This window comes from Porphyrobacter sp. CACIAM 03H1, assembly GCF_002215495.1.
GTDB lineage: Bacteria > Pseudomonadota > Alphaproteobacteria > Sphingomonadales > Sphingomonadaceae > Erythrobacter.
This window is the reverse complement of record NZ_CP021378.1, coordinates 3014431-3034336: the sequence shown is the minus strand read 5'-3', so window position 1 is coordinate 3034336 and position 19906 is coordinate 3014431. Positions and strand designations below refer to the sequence as shown.

The following is a 19906-nucleotide window of genomic DNA, read 5'->3' as shown; positions in this document are numbered from 1 at the left end:
GACATGGCAAACCGCATCATCCGTTACAGGTTCAAGGCCTGGTTTCTCATCGGGCAGTAGGGGAACAGGAAGCACACCCTACGCGACGGGTCGCAGCATCTATTGGCGCAAATCGGCATTATAAAACAGAGACATGGTGAGCGCGCTCTGAAAGTGGCAGCTTTCCATTCAGATTTGGACAGGTGTGAAACTGGCAATCAAATCTGATTGAAGCCCGGTCGGAATGGCGGAATTCCGCCATTCTCTATGTTCTTGACATGTTCTCATTTCTGAATTAGTTCTTCTCTCGCCTTTCGCAGTGCGTTCCGGGCTCCTCATCACAAGGAGTCCGTGCATGACACGGCCAAAATCTCTGCAAGTCCATGTCTCGTTCGAGCTTGCCGAGCGGGTTCGCATTGCGGCCGAGCGCCGCGATATCAGCATGAGCGAATGGATCCGCTCGCTGCTGCAGCAAGCCTGCGACGAGGACGATCTCAAAGTCGGCCTGAGTGCCTGGATGCAGCGGATGCACCGTCAGGCCCTCTTCACGGTGGTTGGCATCGATGCGCTGCTTTCGGGCCATTCAGACCCTGACCTGCGCGATCGTGCACGCGGGGCTTACGCCCGCAGGTGCGCAGAATTCGGCCTTGTGCAGACGCCCATCGAGGGAGGGTTCGATGAAGCGTAACCTCGACAATTTCACACGCGGCAGCCAGCTCCTCGGGCACTTCGGTTTCATGTTCGCTGCAGGCCTCAAAGGCCCGCTGATCATTGCCGCCGTGGTGATTTCATGGACCTCATGGTGGACACTGTCATCGGCGCTCACCGACTATGAGCTCTATCTCATCTGGATGCGCGTCTATGCCGCAGCCTACGGATTCATGGAGTTCAGTCCCGACAAGCTGGTGACCGTCAAGACATCCTTCGGCGGTACGATGCAGTTGCCGATCGGAATGCTCGGTTCCTTCCCTCCGGTGGTCCGGGCGTGGGACCACATGACCGACCTTGTCGCTAGCGCTGCCTGGCGTTCGGCCGTGTTTCTCATCCCCGCCTTTGCGCTGTTCTACGGGTTCGCCGCCCGCTTCGGCAGCAAGGCCAAAGATCGCAAATTCGTACGCGGCGCGCAGCTTGTTGACCTTCGTGAATTGGTCCGCCGCCTGCGCAGGCATAACCGCGAAAAGCGCAATCTCGAACGCACTGCCGCGATAGGCTGGAAGTGGTGGCTATGCCTGCCATGGGAACTCGCGAAAGCCTTTCCCTATCGGCCGGCCCACATCGCCGATGTCGTCTATCCATGGCGGCTTGAACCAAGCCACACCATGCTGATCGGCACCACCGGAACCGGCAAGACGGTCGCCATTTCGGCGATGATCGAAGAGGCCCGCGCCAAGGGCCAGAACTGTGTGGTCTTCGACCTGACCGGCGCCTTCATCGAGCAATTCTATGATGCCAAGCGGGACGTCATTCTGAACCCGCTCGATGCGCGCTGCCCGCAATGGAGCCTCTTCGACGAGTGCCGCACCGAAGCCGATTTCTGGACCGCGGCCGATGCGCTGGTTCCGCATGACGGAGGCGGCGACGCGCAGTTCTGGGTCCTCGGTGCCCGCGCGCTGTTCGTGAAGTTCTGTGTCGAACTTGTCGCGCAGGGCAGGGGATCGAATGCGGCGCTCGCGCAGGAATTGATGGCCGCAGACCTCTCCGATGTCCACGAACAGGTGAAGAATACGATGGCGGGTCCGATCACCGCACCTGAAGCCGCGCGGATGGCGGAATCGGTGCGCGCAGTGTTCAATGTCAACGCCAAGGCGCTCGAACTGCTGCCGACCGAAGGTCCGCGTTTCTCGGTGCGCGAATGGATCGAACAGTCGGCCGAGAAGCCTGCGGGACGAGGCTCGATCCTGTTCGTTTCTTCCCGCTATGTCGACATGAGCGTGACCTCGCAGCTCCTCACCTTGTGGCTCGATACGGCCATGAACACGCTCATGACTTCTGCGCGCACTAACGAGGTCACGTGCTGGTTCTTCATCGACGAGCTTGGCGCGCTGCATCGTCTTCCCGCGCTCGAAAAGGGGCTTCAGACCGCCCGCAATTTCGGCGGGGCGATCGTCCTGGGCCTCCACGCCTATGCCAAGCTCAAGGAGGTCTATGGTGAGAACATGGCCCCGACCCTCGCATCACTTGCCCGCACGAAACTGATCCTTTCAGTTGCCGACAAGGAGACCGCAACCTGGTGCAGCGACTTCATTGGCCATGAGGAAGTCATCGATACCGATGTGGGGTACTCCTACGGGGTGAACAATGCCCGCGACGCGGTCAGCCTCACCCGGCGCACGACGATCAGGCCGCTGCGAATGCCCGAAGAGCTGATGAACATGAAGAGCCTTGAGGGGTATCTCAAGTTCCCGGAAGGCTTCCCAGCAGCGCCCGTCAGGCTTCGTCCGATGAACCGCCCGAAGGTGGCCGACGCCTTCATCGTGCGGGGCCCCAATCGGCCTCTACCGCCCGCGCAGCTCGACGCTCCCATGCCCCCGCGACCGAAACCGGGAGGGCTACCCGGGGAGGTCGCGGCTGCACATTCTTCGTCCGGCGATGACGGGGGCGGTAAGTCGACCTTGCGGTTCGATTCCGCCCCCAAACAGGGCGAGCTGGCCTTCGATAAGGCGACTGGTGAAGCAGCGCAGCCCGATCGCGCAGTGGCTTCGGAGGCGGCGCGTCAGATGGGTACGGATGCGGCGGGCAAGCTTCCTGCCGGTAGCGCCAGCCCCACTGATCTGGAAAGCGCAAAGGGCGATCAGGCAACTCTCGGGAAGGGCAGGCACGGCCATCCCGCTGACCCATCCGGAGGCCTCGACAACCCGCACGGCAATGATCGTCCGACCCTCAAACCCGGCCCCAAGTCGGGTGCCAAGTCGAACGATCGTGCGATCAGGCAAAACCCGTCACCTGGTCGACAAAAGGCGAAGGACGGAGCCGAGCGAAGTGCTAATCCCCCAGCCAAATCTGGCGGCGCAAAGGTCACCGATCCCCCCTCCCGGAAAGGAGGCGCACCGGCGAGCCCGCCGAGATCCTCGGATGCCCGGAAGCTGCTGAACGAGGACGGAATCCCAGAGCGAAGCGAGCCACCCAAGGACACGCGCGACCTGGGCGATCTGGAGATCTGACAATGGCAGTACATGCTGCCTTGCAAGGGACTGATCCGTGCTGTCGGTAGCCAATGTCCGAACCGCGGGCGGTGCTGCCAGCTACTTTGCCGCCGACAATTACTACACCAGGGCCGATGCCGATCGGTCCGGGGCGTGGTTCGGCAAAGGCGCCGAAGAACTGGGTCTCTCGGGGGCGGTCGATGCCAAGACCTTCGAAGCCGTCCTCAAGGGATTCCTGCCCGATGGGAGCCGCGTTGGCAGCGACCACCGGGCACACCGGGCAGGCACCGATCTTACCTTCTCCATGCCCAAGAGCTGGTCGGTGCTTGCCCTCGTCGGCGGCGACAAGCGGATCATCGATGCCTATGCCGCGGCGGTCCGTGAGACGCTGGCCTGGGCGGAGAAGAACCTTGCCGAAACCCGCATGGAAGTGCGCGGCAGCGAGCGGGTCGTCAGGACCGGCAACCTTGTGGCTGCGGTCTTCCAGCATGACACCAACCGCAACCAGGAGCCCAATGCGCATTTCCATGCGGTCATCGCCAATGTCACCCAGGGGCCGGACGGCAAGTGGCGGGCGCTGCGCAATGACAAGCTCTGGGACCACAATACTCTCCTCAATGCCATGACCATGGCGCGCTTCCGGCTCAGCGTGGAAAAGCTCGGCTACGAGGTGGGCGAGTTCGGCAAGCACGGCAATTTCGAGGCCGTCGGCGTACCCAAGGAAGTGCGCGATGCCTTCAGCTCGCGCCGCGCCGAGGTTCTCGAAGCCGCCGCGCAGATGAACTCGGAGGGTCCGAGGGCGCTCGATGCCGCAACGCTGATGACGCGGGCGCAAAAGGAGCCCATCGAGGACCGCGCCGCCCTGACACAGCAATGGAAGGACACCGCTGAAAAGCTCGGGTTCGACCCGGCAATGGTCATCGCGCGAGCGAACGCACGCAGCGCCAAGGACCTCGGCAAAGTTCCCGGATTGGGATCATCAGTCCGCAAGGTGGTCGAGCAGGGCAAGCAGATCGCCCACGACTTCGCAGAGCGCCTCGGAATCGCGAAAGGCGACCCGCTGATACCCTCGCGGCTCGGCAACCGTAGTCCCGAGGAGGTCGCAGCCATCCATGGCGTCGCCTCGGCTATCCGCCATCTTGGCGAGCGCGAGGCAGCCTTCAGCAAGGTCGAGATCTATCGCACCGCGCTCGGCTTCGCCCTGCCCACAGCCTTTGCCGATATCGAGCGTCGGACCCTCCAACTCATCCGGCAGGGACACCTTCAGTCCGGCAGTGGCCCGGATCGCGACATGCTCAGCACCCCCGATGCGATCAGCCTCGAACAGCGCATCCTGGCGGGCGTCGAGGCCGGGCGCGGCGTTGCGCCCGCCATCGTTCCTGCCTTCGATGCCGGAACACGGCTGCAAGCCGTCTCGCACAAGAGATATGGCCTCCGCTTAAACAAGGGGCAGGAAGGGGCGGGCCGCCTGCTGCTGAGCTCGAACAACCGCATCGTCGCGATCCAGGGCGTAGCCGGCGCAGGCAAAAGCACGGTTCTGAAGCCGGTCGCCGATATCCTGCGCACGGAAGGCAAGACTGTGCTGGGTCTCGCCGTGCAGAACACGCTGGTACAGATGCTGGAGCGCGAAACCGGCATTCCTTCGATGACCGTCGCGCGCTTTCTCGGACAGCATCAGGACCTCCTCAAGGGCGAGGGCGGTGCGCGCCTCGAAGCAGCGCGCACGGCGATGAGCGGGACCGTTGTGGTGCTCGATGAGGCATCAATGGTCGGCAATGCCGATATGGAAAAGCTGGTGCGTCTGGCCAATTTGCTCAGGCTGGATCGGTTCGCCAGTATTGGCGACACAAAGCAGCTGGGCGCGGTCGATGCGGGCAAGCCCTTCGATGTCATGCAGCAGGCTGGCATCGAAGCCGCGCAGATGGACACCAATCTGCGCGCGCGCGACGAGGCGCTGCGCAGCGCCCAGCGCGCGGCCCAAAGCGGCCGGATCAGCGAGGCGCTCGCCCATCTGGGAGACAATGTTGTCGCCGCTGGCGAGAATGCGGCTGTCAATGCCGCAGCCGCATGGCTCTCGCTCGCACCCAAAGAACGAGAGGTGACGGCAATCCATGCATCCGGACGAGCCTTGCGCGGCGAGGTCAACGAAGCGGTCCAGACAGGCCTCAAGGCCAACGGCGAACTGGGTCCCGGTGCGATGAAACTTGAGGTGCTCTCGCGGATCAATCTCACGCGTGAGGAACTGCGCTATGCGAGGAGCTATGCCCCCGGCATGGTGCTAGAGGTCGATCGTCGGCAAAGGGGGCAGGGGCTTCAGAAGGGGCAGTATGAAGTCGTGGGGACCGATCCTTCGAGAGAGCGTGTGACCCTGCAAAACGAGCGCGGGCGGCAGTTCGAATTTCGTCCCGGACAGCTTCGCCCGCAGGGCGAGCAGGACCCAGTGAAGCTCTACGAACGCCGCGAGATCGAGATCCATGATGGCGACCGCATCCGCTGGACGGCGACCGATCACAGGCGCGGCCTGCTCAATGCTGACCAGGCGAGGATCATTTCGGTCGACGCCAAAGGCGTGTCGCTGGCGACCTCGGTTGGCGTGTTGCACCGCCTTGCTCCGACCGATCCGATGCTAAAGCAGCTCGATCTCGCCTATGCGCTCAACGCGCACATGGCGCAGGGGCTGACCTCGGATCGCGGTATCGCGGTTATGGACAGCCGCGAGAAGAACCTTGCCAACCAGCAGACCTTTCTTGTGACCATCACCCGGTTGCGGGACCGTCTGACCCTGTTTGTCGACAATGCTGGCAAGCTAGAGGCAGCGGTGGAGAACAATCCCGGCATGAAGCGCTCGGCGCTCGAGACGGTCGACCTTCTGCGGAATGCAGCTGCCACTGGCGCGGAGAACGGGAGGGCGTCCGAGGCTGAACGAAAGGCGCCCGAACTCGACCGCTCGATCTCCAAAAAGTTCGACATGGGTCTGTAGCGTGTTCTTGCCCTGTCACGCTTGCCCTCAGCGGCAGGCAGGACCCTTCTAGTAGCGGTCCCAGCGCAGCACCGTGCGGGTGCGGATCATCGCGCAGGACAGGTCTGCGCCGCTTGGCAGGCGGCACCAGGCCGCCGTGCGATTGCCTTCGGCCCGACCTTCAGAGCGACAGGTCAACATAGGCCCCCGGACCAGAACATGTCCGGTCGAAGAGGTCCCCCGCGCACCGCCCAACACCTGCACGAGCGCATCGCGTGCCTGGATCCCGGAACTGCGCGGACACGGATGATGGGCGCGGCAGGTGCCGTCCATTTCGCGCGCAGCAATGCCGGCAATCCGCAGGCGAGGACCTTCCGCACACCAGACTGGCCCATCACCGTCCCACACACGGGTGGGCGTGCATATGAAGGTTTGCACCGCGGCAATCACGGTTGCGGCCATCAGGCTAAGCACGTCGGTGCATCCTCAGCGCAGCGTCCGGCCGAACCAGAGAACACGGCCGACGATATTGAGCATGCGCTTCTCGAGGCCGCGCCAGCTGGGGTAGGTCGGGTTGTCGCTGAGGACCGATACCCGCTTGCCCTGCGGCTCGATTGCGATCCGTTTGACGCTCAGCATGTCGTCCATGCGCAGCACATAAATGCCGTCGCGCAGCCGTGCCTGACCGTCACCCAGATCGACCATGACCTCATCGCCATCGTGCAAGGTTGGTTCCATCGAGTCCCCGAGGACCCCGATGATCGAGAGGTTTGAAGCTTTGCTTGCTGTAAGGCGGCGCAGCCATTTCTCGTCGAACCCGAATTGCGCTGAGTTGCCTTCGGTTCCGGCGAGGGCACCATATCCCGCTGATGCTTCCACATCGAGAATGGGAATGTGCACGAGGTCGGCGTCAGGACCTGCGCGGCGTGCCGGGCCGCCGAGCACCTTTTCGTCCACCCCGAAGAAGCGGGCGAGGACCGAACGATCCTGGTCATCGAGCTGTTTCGGGCTGCCACGCCGGATGTATTGCTGGATGTAGGCAGCATTACGCCCCAGCAGCCGTGAGATCTCAGAGTAGTTGCAGCCGCGCTTCTGGATCAACTCGTCCAGCGCTCGTCGTGCATCGTCCATTCTGTTGCTCCTGGCGCGTTCATCTAGGAAAAACGATCCTAGGTGCTAGGAAAGCCTCCTATTAGGAACATAAATGGAACGCAAGAGGAAAGGGCGTCAGGGCGATAGGGCCAGTTGGGAGATCGTATTTCAGCCCTCACATACGCTGGGCGCAAAATCGCGGTAATCGATTTGCAGTCCGTCTAGCCTTTAAGGCTCTATAGTAACGGGAATTTCGTGTCTCAGGCGATGGACACTGCTTCTCCGAGCGGTAAGATAGGGCGTGGACCAACACCAAGAACCGCCAGACCCAAGGGTCTTCTGCTTTGTGCGTCCGAGGGAGAGCGAAGGCTTCGATCTTGCCGTTACGAAGCTAATGGCAATGCTGCAGGAGCGCGCGAGAGCAGCGTATGTCAGCCCCCATAACATAATGAGGATGACGCATGGGCAATCGATGGCTCCAATTCTGCGTGAGAATTCCGGTGATGTATCGATCCACCGAATTTCCTCAGAATGGCTTATTCCGTTCAAGGATCTCGTCGAGAACGATCTCACTCTGATCGGACGCTCACTTGTTCCAGTGAACGAGGACATGGCGAGGCAGTTTGCGCAGAACATTTATGGAGTAGTCGGCGCTGCCGCCGAGCAAGTCGGAAACGTCGTGGATGCACAAGCTGCCGGGTCGGTCGCGGCGTCGATGATAGAAATGATGGCGAAGATCGAGCTTGGCGTGGATCGGGACGGAAATGTCGTCATGCCGCAGATTCACGCTGGCTCTGAGGCGTTCGAGAAACTCGTAGACGCCATGGAAACCATGGACCCCGAACTCGCCGCAGAATTCGAAAGACTGAAGCACGAGAAGTCACAGCAAGCGCTTGACCGTGAAGCTGATCGCCGCGCGAAGTTCAAGGTCGCGGATCAATGAATGGCCGTGCGCTCATCGCCATAGGCTGCAACGCTTATGACCACCTGCCTCCGCTGTCAGGCGGTGAAGCGGATGCGAAAGACGTTTTCGGCACTCTTATGCTTCCAAATATTGGCGATTACGACCTTGCCCGGTCACGCGTCCTTCTCTCGCCCCGGCTCGACGAGGTGAGAGCAGTGCTGCGGGAGGTGCTATTCGACCTGGGGGCCCTCGATACGCTGACGCTCACCTTCGCTGGACATGGGACCGTGGCCGCCGGAAGCTTCTACATGGCCCTGCGCGACACCAGACCGCTGGGACTCTCAGCAACGGCGCTCCCATTGGCCGACGTGTTGCGCATGGTGGCGGAGGCAGCACCAAAGCAGACCTATATCTTCATTGACGCATGCGAGGCAGGAGGGCTGATCGCCGATCTCAACGTCATTCTGAAGCCCGAGGTGATGGGAGAGATAGGAACCCCGGGCGTTACGCTCGTTGCAACTGCTGCAGCGAAGCAGTCGGCAATCGAGCAAGCGGGGCGAGGGATCGGAACGAGCGCCCTTCTTGATTGCGTGCGGGGTGACGTTTTCCTTCAGGACATAACTCCCGCGCTTGATCTCACCGAGATCGGCCGAGCCATTTCTGACCGCGTGTCCAACACTGGCGGTCAGACGCCCGTCGTATGGGGATTGAACCTCTACGGACCTTCGAGCTTTTGCCGCAATCCTCATGCCGGCTCGAACGACGCGCCGTTACGAAGCGTGCTGGTCGGGTGGCCGGACGCAGGAAGTGTTGCAGTCATCCGAGCGGGTCTCCCGAAGTTATGGAAGCCGTTCGTTGACCTTCCGCATGACTGGGAGCCTCGCGCCTTGCTCGATGGGCTTGCTCCATTGCTGGCGGGCCTTGGCGGTGACGCGTTTGTGGCTGTTGGCTTGGTAAGCCGGATTGAAGAGGCATTCGCCAGCCGTGCCCGAGAGTCGAATGACCGGTTCCGGGAAATCGAAGTACGAGCAGCATTCGCGGCCTCGCTGCTGCCACGCTCGGACGATCCGATGGTTGAGGCCCATCTTCTGGCAGCTTGTGGCAGATTGGCGGGCATGGTGGAGACTGCCATCGCAGACGTCGTTTCTGCGCTCGACGGCTATCAGTACGCTCTTCTTAACGGGGGCTTGGAGGAACTGTATCAGCTGCCCATCCGGCTATCGAAGTTGCTGGGCTGGGCTGGATTTGTCGTGCATGCTTGCCTGATCACCGGTCAGGACATGGCCTCGGCGGCCGAGCGCCTCGAAGAGCTCTATCGGAGAATCTTGGGTACATATTCCCTGTCGCTTGTCGCTATGAACGATTGCCAGGCACCATACATTCTGACTGCGCTCACAGCTTCGAAACACGCGACATTGAACGATAGCGCTGAGCAACTTCTGGGATATATGTTTGCCTCCGCAATCGAATGCCGAGGTCGCGTCGCGAGAGTTGACATCGATCCCAGCAAGATTTTGTCCTACCTTATTTCCCGAATGGACTTGGCGGGCGAGCCGAACCTTGAGCTCGTTGCACAACCGACTGAGCTGGTGTCAGTCTTGCTGCGGGCATCGCGACTGTTCGACCTTCACGAAGAGTTCGATTTGTCGCTGAGCGCGCTCGATCATCTCGCCATCAGTGCATATCTCCCAGACGAATATCGTGGGTTTGCCGACGAGGTAATCTCGCGTGGTATCAACGTCGTACGTCATATCGGCCACGATATCTGGACGGTGGACGATCTCGAAACATCTTGGCCGGTTTTTCAGCAACCTGCTGGACCCGGCCAAGCTATGGCTGCGATTGTCGCTTCGCTACTGTTTCCCGATCGATCGCCATGGTTCGTGCTGCCGTCTCAAGCATAATCTGACGCATCTGTGTTCATGGCCTAGTCGCGATCGGACATGTGCGTCACGGGACTGAGTGAGGGCTGCGAGCTCGGCTTGAGCAGGGCGCTGAGCGCGGCGCCAACCAGCGCCGCCAAGTCGAGCAGCATCACAAAGCCGCTTCCGAGCACAGCGTCAGGCGAGTATCGGTCTGGCGAGAGGATGATGAGCGCGGAAATCACAAAGACGCCAATTGCCAGTGCCAGCAATGTAGTCGCCGTAGCGAACCGTAAGCCAAACCACCAACGACTCTGGGACTTCTGGACCTCGAAGGTCTCCCGCTCCTGCCGCAAGCGTTCCGCCTCGCGCTCATCAGTCATTCGAATTCGTCCAGTATCTCCCCTTCACGCCGGGCACGCGCAATGTCGCGCTCGGCAGCAGTGAGGATGGTTTCATAGACGGGCCACGCGGGGGAGAACCGCGACAGCTGCGACAACACCGCTTCGGCCTTCGCTTTCGCTTCTAGGTCGCGCGGCATGGGTTCGCCGCGCACACCGGACTTCACGCCGGAAAGCGCTGCTGCACAAAGGCTGTCACGCACATGCTCAAGTTCTGCCGGGTCAGCATGAGCAACTCGATCGAGCAGCCGCTCAACGAATGGCTGTTCGGCGAAAGCAAAGAAATGGTGTGAGTGGCGCACCAGACGGCCGATCAACCCGAGTTCGGTCGCAGAGGCTGTGTCGAGCCTGAGGTCGAAGAAGTCGATAACCGGACGGGCATCGATGTCGAACATGCAGGCAAACATTTCGACCGCGCGATAGATTGTATAGCCATCATCCGGCCCATGGCTGAGTAGCCAGCTCCACGCATAGGCGAGCACCTCAGTGACCTGCGGCGACTTATGAAAACCGAGCTTGCCATCGTGAAAACGGTAGCCGACCAAATCGATGTCGTTCTGATCGTTCGTAAGCGCACGATCTGCCCGATCAAGGAGAAACCGCGCAAAGGACAAGGGGAACTGCTCCGCTAGATGGCGAAACATTTCGCCCGCCCAGTGATCGTCTGGAAGAGTGGGGATGTCTCGTATCCGATTGAGGATCGTATCCACTTCCTCCTGGCCGAGCAGCATGAAAAGCTTGCGGTTGCGATTATGCAAAAGGTGCGCTGCAGTAGTAAGCACATGCTCACTGAGCCCGAAGGGCGCCAGCATCAGCAGCTCGAACGCAGCTTTGTGATCCACGGAGCTGTTCCATTGGACCGCATTCAGTCCGGCAACAACCACCGCTTCATGTGGGCTGGAAATGCTGTTCCGCAGGAGCGTAATGTCAGCTGGATCGAGCGCACGACGCAGACCACCGAGCGTCGATGCGGCGCTCTTCGCCAAGTGCGGATCGGCATCAGCCTCGGCTAGCGCAGACCCAACGATCACGCGACCGCGCTCGGGATCTCGATCGAGCAATTCGCGGATGCCAGAGAAGGCATAGGGTCGCCAGATCGAGTCCGACACATGACTATGTTCGACGAGGCATTCGGCCAATTCAAGATCGTCGTCGACCAGTTTGGCGACAAGCACGTGGGCAGCGCTCGGCTTGAGGCCAGCGTCGCTCAGCTCGCCCATTGCGTTTGCGACCGCAACGAGCACGGCATCGGCGCTTCCGTAAGTCCTCTTGAGTTCGAGAACGAGCGCGTCGAGCCACGGGTTCTCCGGTGACCATTCGTCAAAATCCACTTGTCCGCGAAAGGCGCGTTGCGCGCCTTCCACGAGAGCGGCCCGCAGCCGGAATTCCAGTGTGTCCGGCAGCGCTGCCAATATGGCACGTGACGCCTTCCGCAGATTGCCCTTCATGTATCGGGCATGCCACTCCACCGCCTGAGCGATCGTGATCATCGTCGCATTTGCGAGTGCGCCTGAAGCCACGCGTTCCTGCAAACGTGCCATTGTTGTCGTGAATTCCGCGTCATATTTCCGGCGCAAGTCAGCTTCTGGTGCCCAGCTTCCGAAACCCATCGGCAGCCTGACCATGTCGCTGACGAGATTGCCCGCGCGAACCGCGACGGCGCTATCGGGGTGGGACAGAAGCTCGATGACCGAGCCGATCACACGAGAGCGGAGCGGCCAGGCGAAGTCGTAGGAAAGAAAGTATCGGCTGAGCGAGATCGAACGACCATGATCGCGATTGGCCTCGACAACTCCCGAAAGCAGCGGCGCGAGAATATCAAGCGGCGAGTAATGATGCCTCCAGGCTTTGCCGCTGGCGATAAGTTCGAAGGCGAAGTTGGCGACCTTCTCTGAGAATTCGAACGACTTGTACTCGTCGAATTGGCATAGCTCTGCAAGCACTCGGATCGGATGATTTGGGTGCTGACCCAGTGGGCGCTTGTCGTCGCGTCCCATCTCCCAAAGAAGGCGGCAGACAGTTGGCAAATAGTCCGGAGCGTAGGCGATGTTGCGCAGGATCGGAGTTAGCTCGCGAGCAACATCGCCCTTGTGCAGATGGCGTTGGACATAGGCAAGCGCCTGCCGAGGTTGGTACATCGCGACCGCACGTACGGCACCGAAACGAGGGTCATAAGGGCCATCCACGTCGTCAAGTCGCGCCCAGGCGCGATCAAGCAGATTACTGTTAGCGGGATCTCCATCGTTGCGGCGCCAGTCCATGCGACCAAGATTGACCATAACCTGTTCGAGCTGCTCGCGACCGACTGATGCGATCACCTTTTCTGCAAAAGGTGTAAGCGTCCCATCATCCTCGACGCAGCTCTCATCGATCAGATAGTCCCCAAGTACATCGGGCATGAGCCTATAGGCAGCGCCGCGTTTGTAGACGACACCGCCTCTGATCAGAATTTTCAGGGCGCGCGTCGCCTGTGAGGCGGAAAACTCGGTCGTCGCCTCGAACAGCTCGCCAAGGCGGCGATCATTGAGATGGACCGGTTGCATGACCGCGATGAGTTCGAGCATCGCGCGCAGCAGTGCAGCGTCCGCCGGTTCTCCTACGCTGCCAGCGATGGCATCGGCGAATTTGCTCACCACCATTTCGCGCAACTCGGTGTGGTTGCGCGTTTGGGCCACGCTCAGGTTCCCCGTGGCGACCACCCGTGCAGCCATAGTCGCAATGAGCGGGTTGTCGGGGGCAATGCTCGCGACAGGTTCAGCATAGGCCGGATTGGCATCATTTTTCTTGAGCACCTCGGCAACAATTGCTTCGACTGACCTGAGAGGTAGGCGCCCAAGTTCAATTTCCACCGGGTGGGTAAATCCAAAACGCTGGAGGTCATTGCGCAGCCGCTGGAGTCCGTAGGGACGCGTCGCAAACAGGAGCCGTGCGCGATTTGCCGGATCGGCGGCATACTCAATAATGACAGCGAGCCCGTCGCGGTCGTGTGCATCGTCGACCACCAACAGTTTTTCGCCGCGACCGAGCGCCTCAAGGCTTTCGCGAGACGGATCGCGTGCTGCCGACAGGAAGTGTGTCGCGATAGATGGCGACGACTTGGTGAAACTGCTTAGCCCGGCCAACAGCAGCCTCGATTTGCCCATGCCGCCTGCGGCGACCAGCAATGTTACTGGCGCCCGATCTTCGATTGCCGAAAGCAGGGCCGCTAATGGTTCTTCTCTTCCCTGGAGCGTCCACTCATGATTGAAGTAGGCACCGGGCTTTGCGAAAGGCGCGAAAAACTGCGCGGCGGTCAGCCATGGACCGCTTTCGCGACGACCCAGCAAAGCCATGCGCTGGCCAGGAAAATAAGTGTCGACAATGCGGTCTTGATCGACCCCAGGAAGCGCGCGGATCATCCTGGACAGATCGTCCCTGTCCCAGAGTTGCCATCCCGGATGGGCGCGGAGAACAGCCGCCGCCTTGGGCGTTGCAACGCGACTTAGAGCAAGGATCTTGCGTTCGGCTTGGACTTCGACCGCGTCCACAGCCTTCTGGACCTTCTCGGGGCCAAACCGCTCGACCTGCTTGCACTGCACAACCCACTCTCGATCGTCATCAAACGTCACCCGGATGTCGATGCCTGACTGGTCGTGGCCACGGCTGCCCTCGATCCTCACTTGAGCATTCGGGTGTTGTGCTTGAAGCAGATCAGCTACGATTTGTTCAAATGTTTCGGGTGCGAGACTGTCAAATGGAAGGTGTGGCGCGCGGGGAGCTGCAGTCACAGCGTAGCCAGCGAGTTCGCGCAGGTCGGCCAAGTCGAGCTCGAGGGCGCTCGCAAGGTTCGCCAACTGATCAATCGATGGACGGTGCGTGCCCGCTTCCCAGCGACTTACCGACTGCTGACGCACGCCCAAAGCGCTGGCAAGGGCGCCCTGAGTGAGCATGATTGCCTTGCGCGCATCGACAATAGCCGCGGCCAGACGAGCGTATGGAGGGCTATTCGCAGCGTTCAACATCGCACACCTTTAGCGTGTGCGAATTTGGAACGCAAGCATCTCACACTTTGGAGGTGTGTCGTCTAGTGGGTATATCTCTTGTGCCACGGCCGCCCAGCCATGTTTTCCAAGATTTCTCGCTGCCGCTAGCTTTCTTAACCTCGGTCGCATTGCCTGAAGGTTGGGAAAACCATCATCCGGTCAATATGCTCCTGATCGTCACCCGGATCGGCCGAGACTACAGGGCCGGTCCGCGCAGCGAGTTGAGCAGATCACGCGAAGGGCATTGTCGAAGCCCTAGGAATGCTTTGAAGAATTACCTCGTCTACGTGACGAACCATTCCATCGAACCAGCGCGCGAGATCCCGATTGGTCGCTGCCTCATCACGCAGTCCTTTTGCACCGATTAGCCTGACTGCATTCAGTAAGGTGCTGCGAGCAAGCTGCGACCCGAGCCGAACGCCCTCAAAGACAATCTCCGATGTGGGAGAAACCGAACCGTGCACCAGCCTCGAACGGATATCATAGGCTCTTCGAACATCGACCTGCCAACGATCCCGACAGTGGACAGTCGGTTCTTCTAGGCAGAGCGCAGCAACTCGCGATGACACGAGGCTTGCGATGTCATCCTTCTCGTCGGTCATCACCATCCGTTCGAGGGCGGTTACATATTTTACGGCCTTGGCGCCCTGAGACGGTTCCCTCACGGCTTCACCATACCACTGCATTGCATCGAGTAGCCTTTCGCTGAGCGGACGATGCAATGCCGGATTGACAGCTTGTTCGAGGGCGATGCCAAGGTTTGCGATGATTTCCTGGGCGTCCGCTCCGGAGAAGAGGTCCATCCAATTGTCGTCGAAGCCGACGTTGCCCTGCCCGCCGTAGGAAACCATATAAGATAGGGCCCCGTCAGCTTTGACGGTGAAGCCGGCTCTGCGATCATTCGCCAGTCCGGGGCCACCTACCTGCATTTTTGTCGAGTGCCCCGCTCCAATCAGGACATGAAGGCAGTTAAGCGCAGCCAATGCAGCTCTGGCTGCTGTCGCCTCTGATATCTGCTCGTCACAGCCGATCACCGTCACTTTGGCGATCCATCCGAAATTGCGGAAGTATTCTATTGCCTGCGAAATCGTGCGCCGCGTCATCTGGTGACCAAGCCCACGGTTTGATCGGATCGATGCTGCGAGTGCGCTCCGGAACGTTGACTGGTTCAGGAATCTGATCGGTCCAATCTCAAATGAGGAAGGGCTCTGTGGTGCCATGAGATGGCAAGGAATAAAGTGTGTGAGATCCTCGCAGCTTCTGCCGCATCGCCTCGCTGTTTCCGACAAAGCCCGATCGACATTCATGATGTCGACAGGACGCTTTTCACGCAGGAACTTCCGAACGAGAATCTCGGCGAGGACCTTCCGCGCCGATGAAAGGGACACGCGCCGCTCCAAGTTGGCGCGCGCTAATGCTGTGCGCGTAAGAGACCCTAACCGGTCATATCCTGCGCGGCTGCAGAGCATTTTCCCGTTCGGCCAATTGTAGGTAGGGTGAGGGAGGTCGCAAAACGCGTCTTCACGGGGGAGCGAACTGAATTTCCCTTCCTTCACCAATTGGTTCAGGCGCGCGCATTCCTCAAAGATAAACGAAACGTCTGCGTGGAGTTCATTCTTCCTATTCGCCATAGCTCACGCCGCGTATCGCCCGTCCTTCAGCCGCCTTGCCATGCCGATGCCCGCGAGCGCGTCCAGCACCGGGCGGACGGTGGCGGCGCGTTTGCCCTTGAAGGCTCGAGCGACGTCTTGCGGGGCGAGGGGCGTGGCAGCGGCGGTGAGGATGGATTGGACGGCGCTGACCTGTTCGGGGAGCGAGCCGGGCCAGGGGATGACGTTGTCGGGCAGCACGGCGGCGCTTTCGCCGAGGTCGAGCGTCTGGGTGACGGGGGCCTTGTAGTCCGGCGCCTGATATTCGGGGCGCAGCCAGCGGATCAGGCCGCGGGCTTCCTCGGCGGCGCGCTCCTTGTTGAGGGCGACGAGGCGCGTGAGGATTTCCTCGTCGGAGAGGTCGGCGGGCCAGCCATAGGCTTCGGCTACCAGCGCATCGATGGCGTCGTGGTGCTGGCGGATCAGGGTGACGAGGCCGCGATCATGCATGTCGCGCTCGGCATCGGTCAGCGCGCGACCCTCGCGCAGGGCTTCGAGCACGTTGTAGAGCTTGGTGAGGGTCAGATCCTCATGGCTTTCGAGCACCCGCTTGCGCAGCGCATCGAGTGCCTCTGCCTCGGCGCGGATCTTGTCCTTGAGCGGTTCTGGAACGTCTGCGGGGAAGGGGAAGGGATCGAAGCATTCGCCTTTCAAATAGCGTGGGTCGTCGCCCACACCCAGTCGCCCACCATTCGCGAGTGCCCAAACGAGATGGATACGGCTGCTGAGAATGCCGAGAAAATAGTGGTCGTCTAATGCGATGCACACACACGTGCTATCAGCACGCGTCGACACAGGTTCGACGACAAATACTCGATGCTTGGCAGTGAGGGGAGTTACGATCTGGCTCGCCAGTCCTTTGAGGGCAGGCCGAAATGTGTTCCTTGCTTCGCCATAAACCCACCACTTCTCGCGAACGGATTTTCGCGCATTTACGTCGCGCTCTGGTTTCACGGAGTTCACAAGGTGCTGATAAATCGTGGGAGAGGCTCTCCTTAAGTCAGCCTCGCTCACGACTTCACAGACGTCGATGACACGCCGCTGAAGGCGCGTTTGCACGATTTCCCGAGCGCCGAGCAAAGAGAAAACAAAAGATTGCCGCTCTGCGTCACTGAGTTCCGAGATTAGCTCTTCTCCAACTACGAAGCCTTTCCCAGTCAGTTGAAATCCGACAGACGAGACGTCAGAGTTAGCTCGAAGTGTCTTTGCTTCTTGAAGGTCAACTTCCGTTCTGAGGCTGGGACTGATGAGCCCATGAGTTTCGGCGAACTCAACTTCGAATGCCCCTTCAGCTATGGGCCGTTCGATCAAAACTTCGAGTTTCCGTCCAGTTTGCTTGCCCGATGCAGCAACCGTGAACGCAACCCTTACGTCAGCACCGTCCGCTTCATCGATCCACGGGTGATTGGGGATGGCAAAAACGATTGAAACTCGACGTTTATCAGCCATGTGACTCGCCATGACCGTCCGAGAAAACGATTGAGTGATGCTTTTGGTGGTGATGAAGCCCAAGCGAACTGTTGAGGCGTTCGCCGTAGCGATTGCCGCCTTGTGCCACCAGAACATCACGAAGTCGGCGTTTTCGGGGACGATGTCGTACACCTGCCGAACTGCTTCGATATAGCCGACCGGATTCGTAGCCCTGACTGTCCTTGCTCCGTGAAATGGCGGGTTGCCGACAATGAAATCCGCCTTGGGCCACTTCGCCGCGCGTGGCTTCACATAGCGGTAGACCACCACCCGCGCCGTCTCGTCGGGCACCTTCTTGCCAGTGACGGGGTGCTCTTTCATCGTCTCGCCGTCCCACCGGGTGACGGGATTTCCATCCTCGTCCAGCTCCGCGACCTTCTCGTCCCACTCGATGAGGGCGTCGCGGTTCTCGATTGTCTTTACGTCGCGCAGGATCGGCTCGGGCGGGGTGCGATCCGCACCGTTCACCCGGAAATGCCATTGCAGGTAGCCGATCCACAGGACCAGCTGCGCAATTGCGGCGGCGCGCGGGTTGATCTCGATGCCGAGGAAGTTTTCGGGCGTGATGGTGTGGCCGGTGAGCTCGGCGACATACTGGTCGTCGCCCAGCTCGACCAGCAGATCGAGCACCTCGCCCTCCAGTTCCTTCATGCGCGCCATGGCGACATAAAGGAAGTTGCCGGTGCCGCAGGCGGGATCAAGGACCTTCGTCTGGGCAAGCCGGGAATGAAACGCCTCGACGAAGGCCTTGGCCTCGTCCGCCTTGCCCTCTTCGATCAGGGTGGCGGCTGCCCCGCGCACCCCGTCCCAATCGGCGCGCAGCGGTTCCATGATGGTGGGGCCGATCAGCCGCTCGACATAGGCGCGCGGGGTGTAATGGGCGCCGAGCTTGGCCCGCTCCTTGGGATTGAGCGCGCGTTCGAGCAGGGTGCCGAAGATTGCGGGTTCAACCTCGGTCCAGACGTGTTCGGCGGCCTGGATCAGCACCTCCAGCTCCTCGGCATCGAGGGGCAGGGCGGTGCGCTCCTTGAAGAGGTAGCCGTTGAACTTCCTGAGCGGCACGCCGAGCGCGGGCGAGAACTCGCCCTTGTCCATCGCCGCCCACAGCGCGGAAAGCTGGTGTTCGAGATGTTCCGGGTGGGCGCGCTGGTTCTTGAGGAGCTGGGTGAAGCTGCCCTCGGGGATCAGCTTGCTGTCCTCGGCGAACATCGTGAACAGCACCCGCATGAGGAAACCGCTGGTGGTCTCGGCATCGTAGCCACGCTTTTCTAGCCGGCGGGCGACGGTGGCGAGCAGATCGGCAATATCGCGGGTGACGCGGGCGGCGCGGGCGGTGGGATCGAGGCCCTTGGGATCGGTCCAGACGGCGCGCAGGCGATCGCGCACATCCTCGTCGCGCAGGTCCTCCAGCATGATCCGGTAGCGCGCCCGGTCGGGGAACTGTGCGTAGGCTTTGCCGGTGCCGGTGAAGTCGGCATAGACCTCGATGCAATAACCGATGTCAGCAACGAGCAGAAACGGCGGCCAGCCATGATCGATGGGGAGCGCCTTGGCGTAGCGTTCGGCCTGGCCCTTGGCCTGAACCATCGCTTTGGCCCATCCCGGCGTGCCGCGCCGGGCGGTGCCGCGGGCGACGCGGGTTTTGGCGGTCTGGCCGAAGATGTCGAGATCGTCCTCGCCCTTGTCGGCAGCAGCCCGGTCAGCTTCGCTGCCCTGCTTGGCTTCGAGGATGAAACAGCCGCGCTTGTAGCAGTCGATCCGGCCGAAGCTGGTTGTGCCGTCGCCATTGTCCTGAAAGACGCGGCGTTCAAAGACGTAGTCGTTGGTCGCGTCATCGGCCTTGGCACCCCGAGGCGGGTCGACACCTAGGAGATTGGCCAAGCCGTGGATGAAAGATTGCGTGTTGGCGAGTTCGGACCCACCCGTTTCGCGCCATTCGGCGATGAACACTTCGATTCTGTCCTGCCCCATTGCCATCAAGTGCTTGTAGTCACGAGAGCTAGAGGGCGGCAATCGGTAAACGAAGGTCCTCACTTGGCTGTGTAGGAACAATTCGGTTCACTTTGCCTCCCCAATCCGTAGTCGTCGTAAGGAGAAGAGAGAGCTCGGAGTTGACGGGCACGTATGGGTGCTGGTCGTTTTTGCCTAGCCCAACCCAAGTGTTTCCTCTATGTTCCAAGGAGAAGCGGGATGAATGCCATCATGACCAATTTCGACATCGATGCTGAGAAGGCTCGCGAAACCCGCAAGTGGGAGGGGTTGTCCGAGGTCGATCAGGCAATCCGCGACAATCGCCTCATGGAGTACCGGATCAAGAAGTCTTGGGCCGATCCTTGGAGCCGAAAGCTAACGGTTGGTGCAATTCTTGTGATTACCGTCGGCTTTGCCTATCTGGTGGGCACCTCGCTTCGGCTCTGGTGATCTC

General features: G+C 60.6%; 12 protein-coding genes. 6 read left to right on the top strand and 6 right to left on the bottom strand.

What is annotated here, in order from left to right; genetic code table 11:
* Positions 1 to 334 precede the first annotated feature (334 nt).
* The 3 genes from CBR61_RS14390 to mobF are packed head-to-tail and all read left to right on the top strand — an operon-like array spanning position 335 to position 6102.
* Complete coding sequence (locus tag CBR61_RS14390; RefSeq protein WP_088914997.1) at positions 335 to 667, top strand: hypothetical protein; 333 nt, start codon at positions 335 to 337, stop codon at positions 665 to 667.
* Positions 657 to 3140 (top strand): type IV secretion system DNA-binding domain-containing protein, encoded by a 2484-nt coding sequence (locus tag CBR61_RS14385; protein ID WP_088914996.1) that lies wholly within the window; start codon positions 657 to 659, stop codon positions 3138 to 3140. The genes CBR61_RS14390 and CBR61_RS14385 overlap by 11 nt, the downstream gene beginning before the upstream one ends.
* Before the next feature lie 37 nt (positions 3141 to 3177).
* On the top strand, positions 3178 to 6102 hold the full coding sequence (gene mobF, locus CBR61_RS14380) for a MobF family relaxase (protein WP_088914995.1): 2925 nt from the start codon (positions 3178 to 3180) through the stop codon (positions 6100 to 6102).
* A gap of 48 nt (positions 6103 to 6150) precedes the next feature.
* On the opposite strand, the gene CBR61_RS17170 is transcribed toward mobF, so the two are convergent.
* Positions 6151 to 6543 carry a hypothetical protein gene (locus CBR61_RS17170; RefSeq protein ID WP_088914994.1) on the bottom strand — a complete coding sequence of 131 codons (393 nt, stop codon included), beginning with the start codon at positions 6541 to 6543 and terminating at the stop codon, positions 6151 to 6153.
* A 24-nt stretch (positions 6544 to 6567) separates the two neighbouring features.
* On the bottom strand, positions 6568 to 7212 hold the full coding sequence (locus tag CBR61_RS14370; protein WP_088914993.1) for a S24 family peptidase: 645 nt from the start codon (positions 7210 to 7212) through the stop codon (positions 6568 to 6570).
* Between the two features lie 415 nt (positions 7213 to 7627).
* Here CBR61_RS14370 and CBR61_RS14365 point away from each other — a divergent pair, with 415 nt between their 5' ends.
* Complete coding sequence (locus CBR61_RS14365) at positions 7628 to 8116, top strand: hypothetical protein (protein WP_157696624.1); 489 nt, start codon at positions 7628 to 7630, stop codon at positions 8114 to 8116.
* Positions 8113 to 9981: a caspase family protein gene (locus CBR61_RS14360; protein WP_157696623.1), complete on the top strand. Its 1869-nt coding sequence runs from the start codon at positions 8113 to 8115 to the stop codon at positions 9979 to 9981. Before CBR61_RS14365 ends, CBR61_RS14360 begins: the two co-directional genes overlap by 4 nt.
* A gap of 23 nt (positions 9982 to 10004) precedes the next feature.
* Here CBR61_RS14360 and CBR61_RS14355 read toward each other — a convergent pair whose 3' ends face one another.
* From CBR61_RS14355 to CBR61_RS14340, 4 genes are all read right to left on the bottom strand, one after another.
* Positions 10005 to 10322: a hypothetical protein gene (locus CBR61_RS14355; RefSeq protein ID WP_088914990.1), complete on the bottom strand. Its 318-nt coding sequence runs from the start codon at positions 10320 to 10322 to the stop codon at positions 10005 to 10007.
* Positions 10319 to 14341, bottom strand: coding sequence for a restriction endonuclease (locus tag CBR61_RS14350; RefSeq protein WP_088914989.1), 4023 nt, complete (start codon positions 14339 to 14341; stop codon positions 10319 to 10321). Before CBR61_RS14350 ends, CBR61_RS14355 begins: the two co-directional genes overlap by 4 nt.
* 251 nt (positions 14342 to 14592) lie before the next feature.
* Complete coding sequence (locus CBR61_RS14345) at positions 14593 to 15465, bottom strand: HEPN domain-containing protein (RefSeq protein WP_157696622.1); 873 nt, start codon at positions 15463 to 15465, stop codon at positions 14593 to 14595.
* A gap of 531 nt (positions 15466 to 15996) precedes the next feature.
* On the bottom strand, positions 15997 to 19452 hold the full coding sequence (locus CBR61_RS14340; RefSeq protein WP_088915642.1) for a class I SAM-dependent DNA methyltransferase: 3456 nt from the start codon (positions 19450 to 19452) through the stop codon (positions 15997 to 15999).
* 219 nt (positions 19453 to 19671) lie between these two features.
* Here CBR61_RS14340 and CBR61_RS14335 point away from each other — a divergent pair, with 219 nt between their 5' ends.
* Entirely contained in the window at positions 19672 to 19902 is a 231-nt protein-coding gene (locus tag CBR61_RS14335) for a hypothetical protein (RefSeq protein ID WP_088914987.1), read from the top strand.
* The last annotated feature ends 4 nt before the right edge of the window (positions 19903 to 19906 follow it).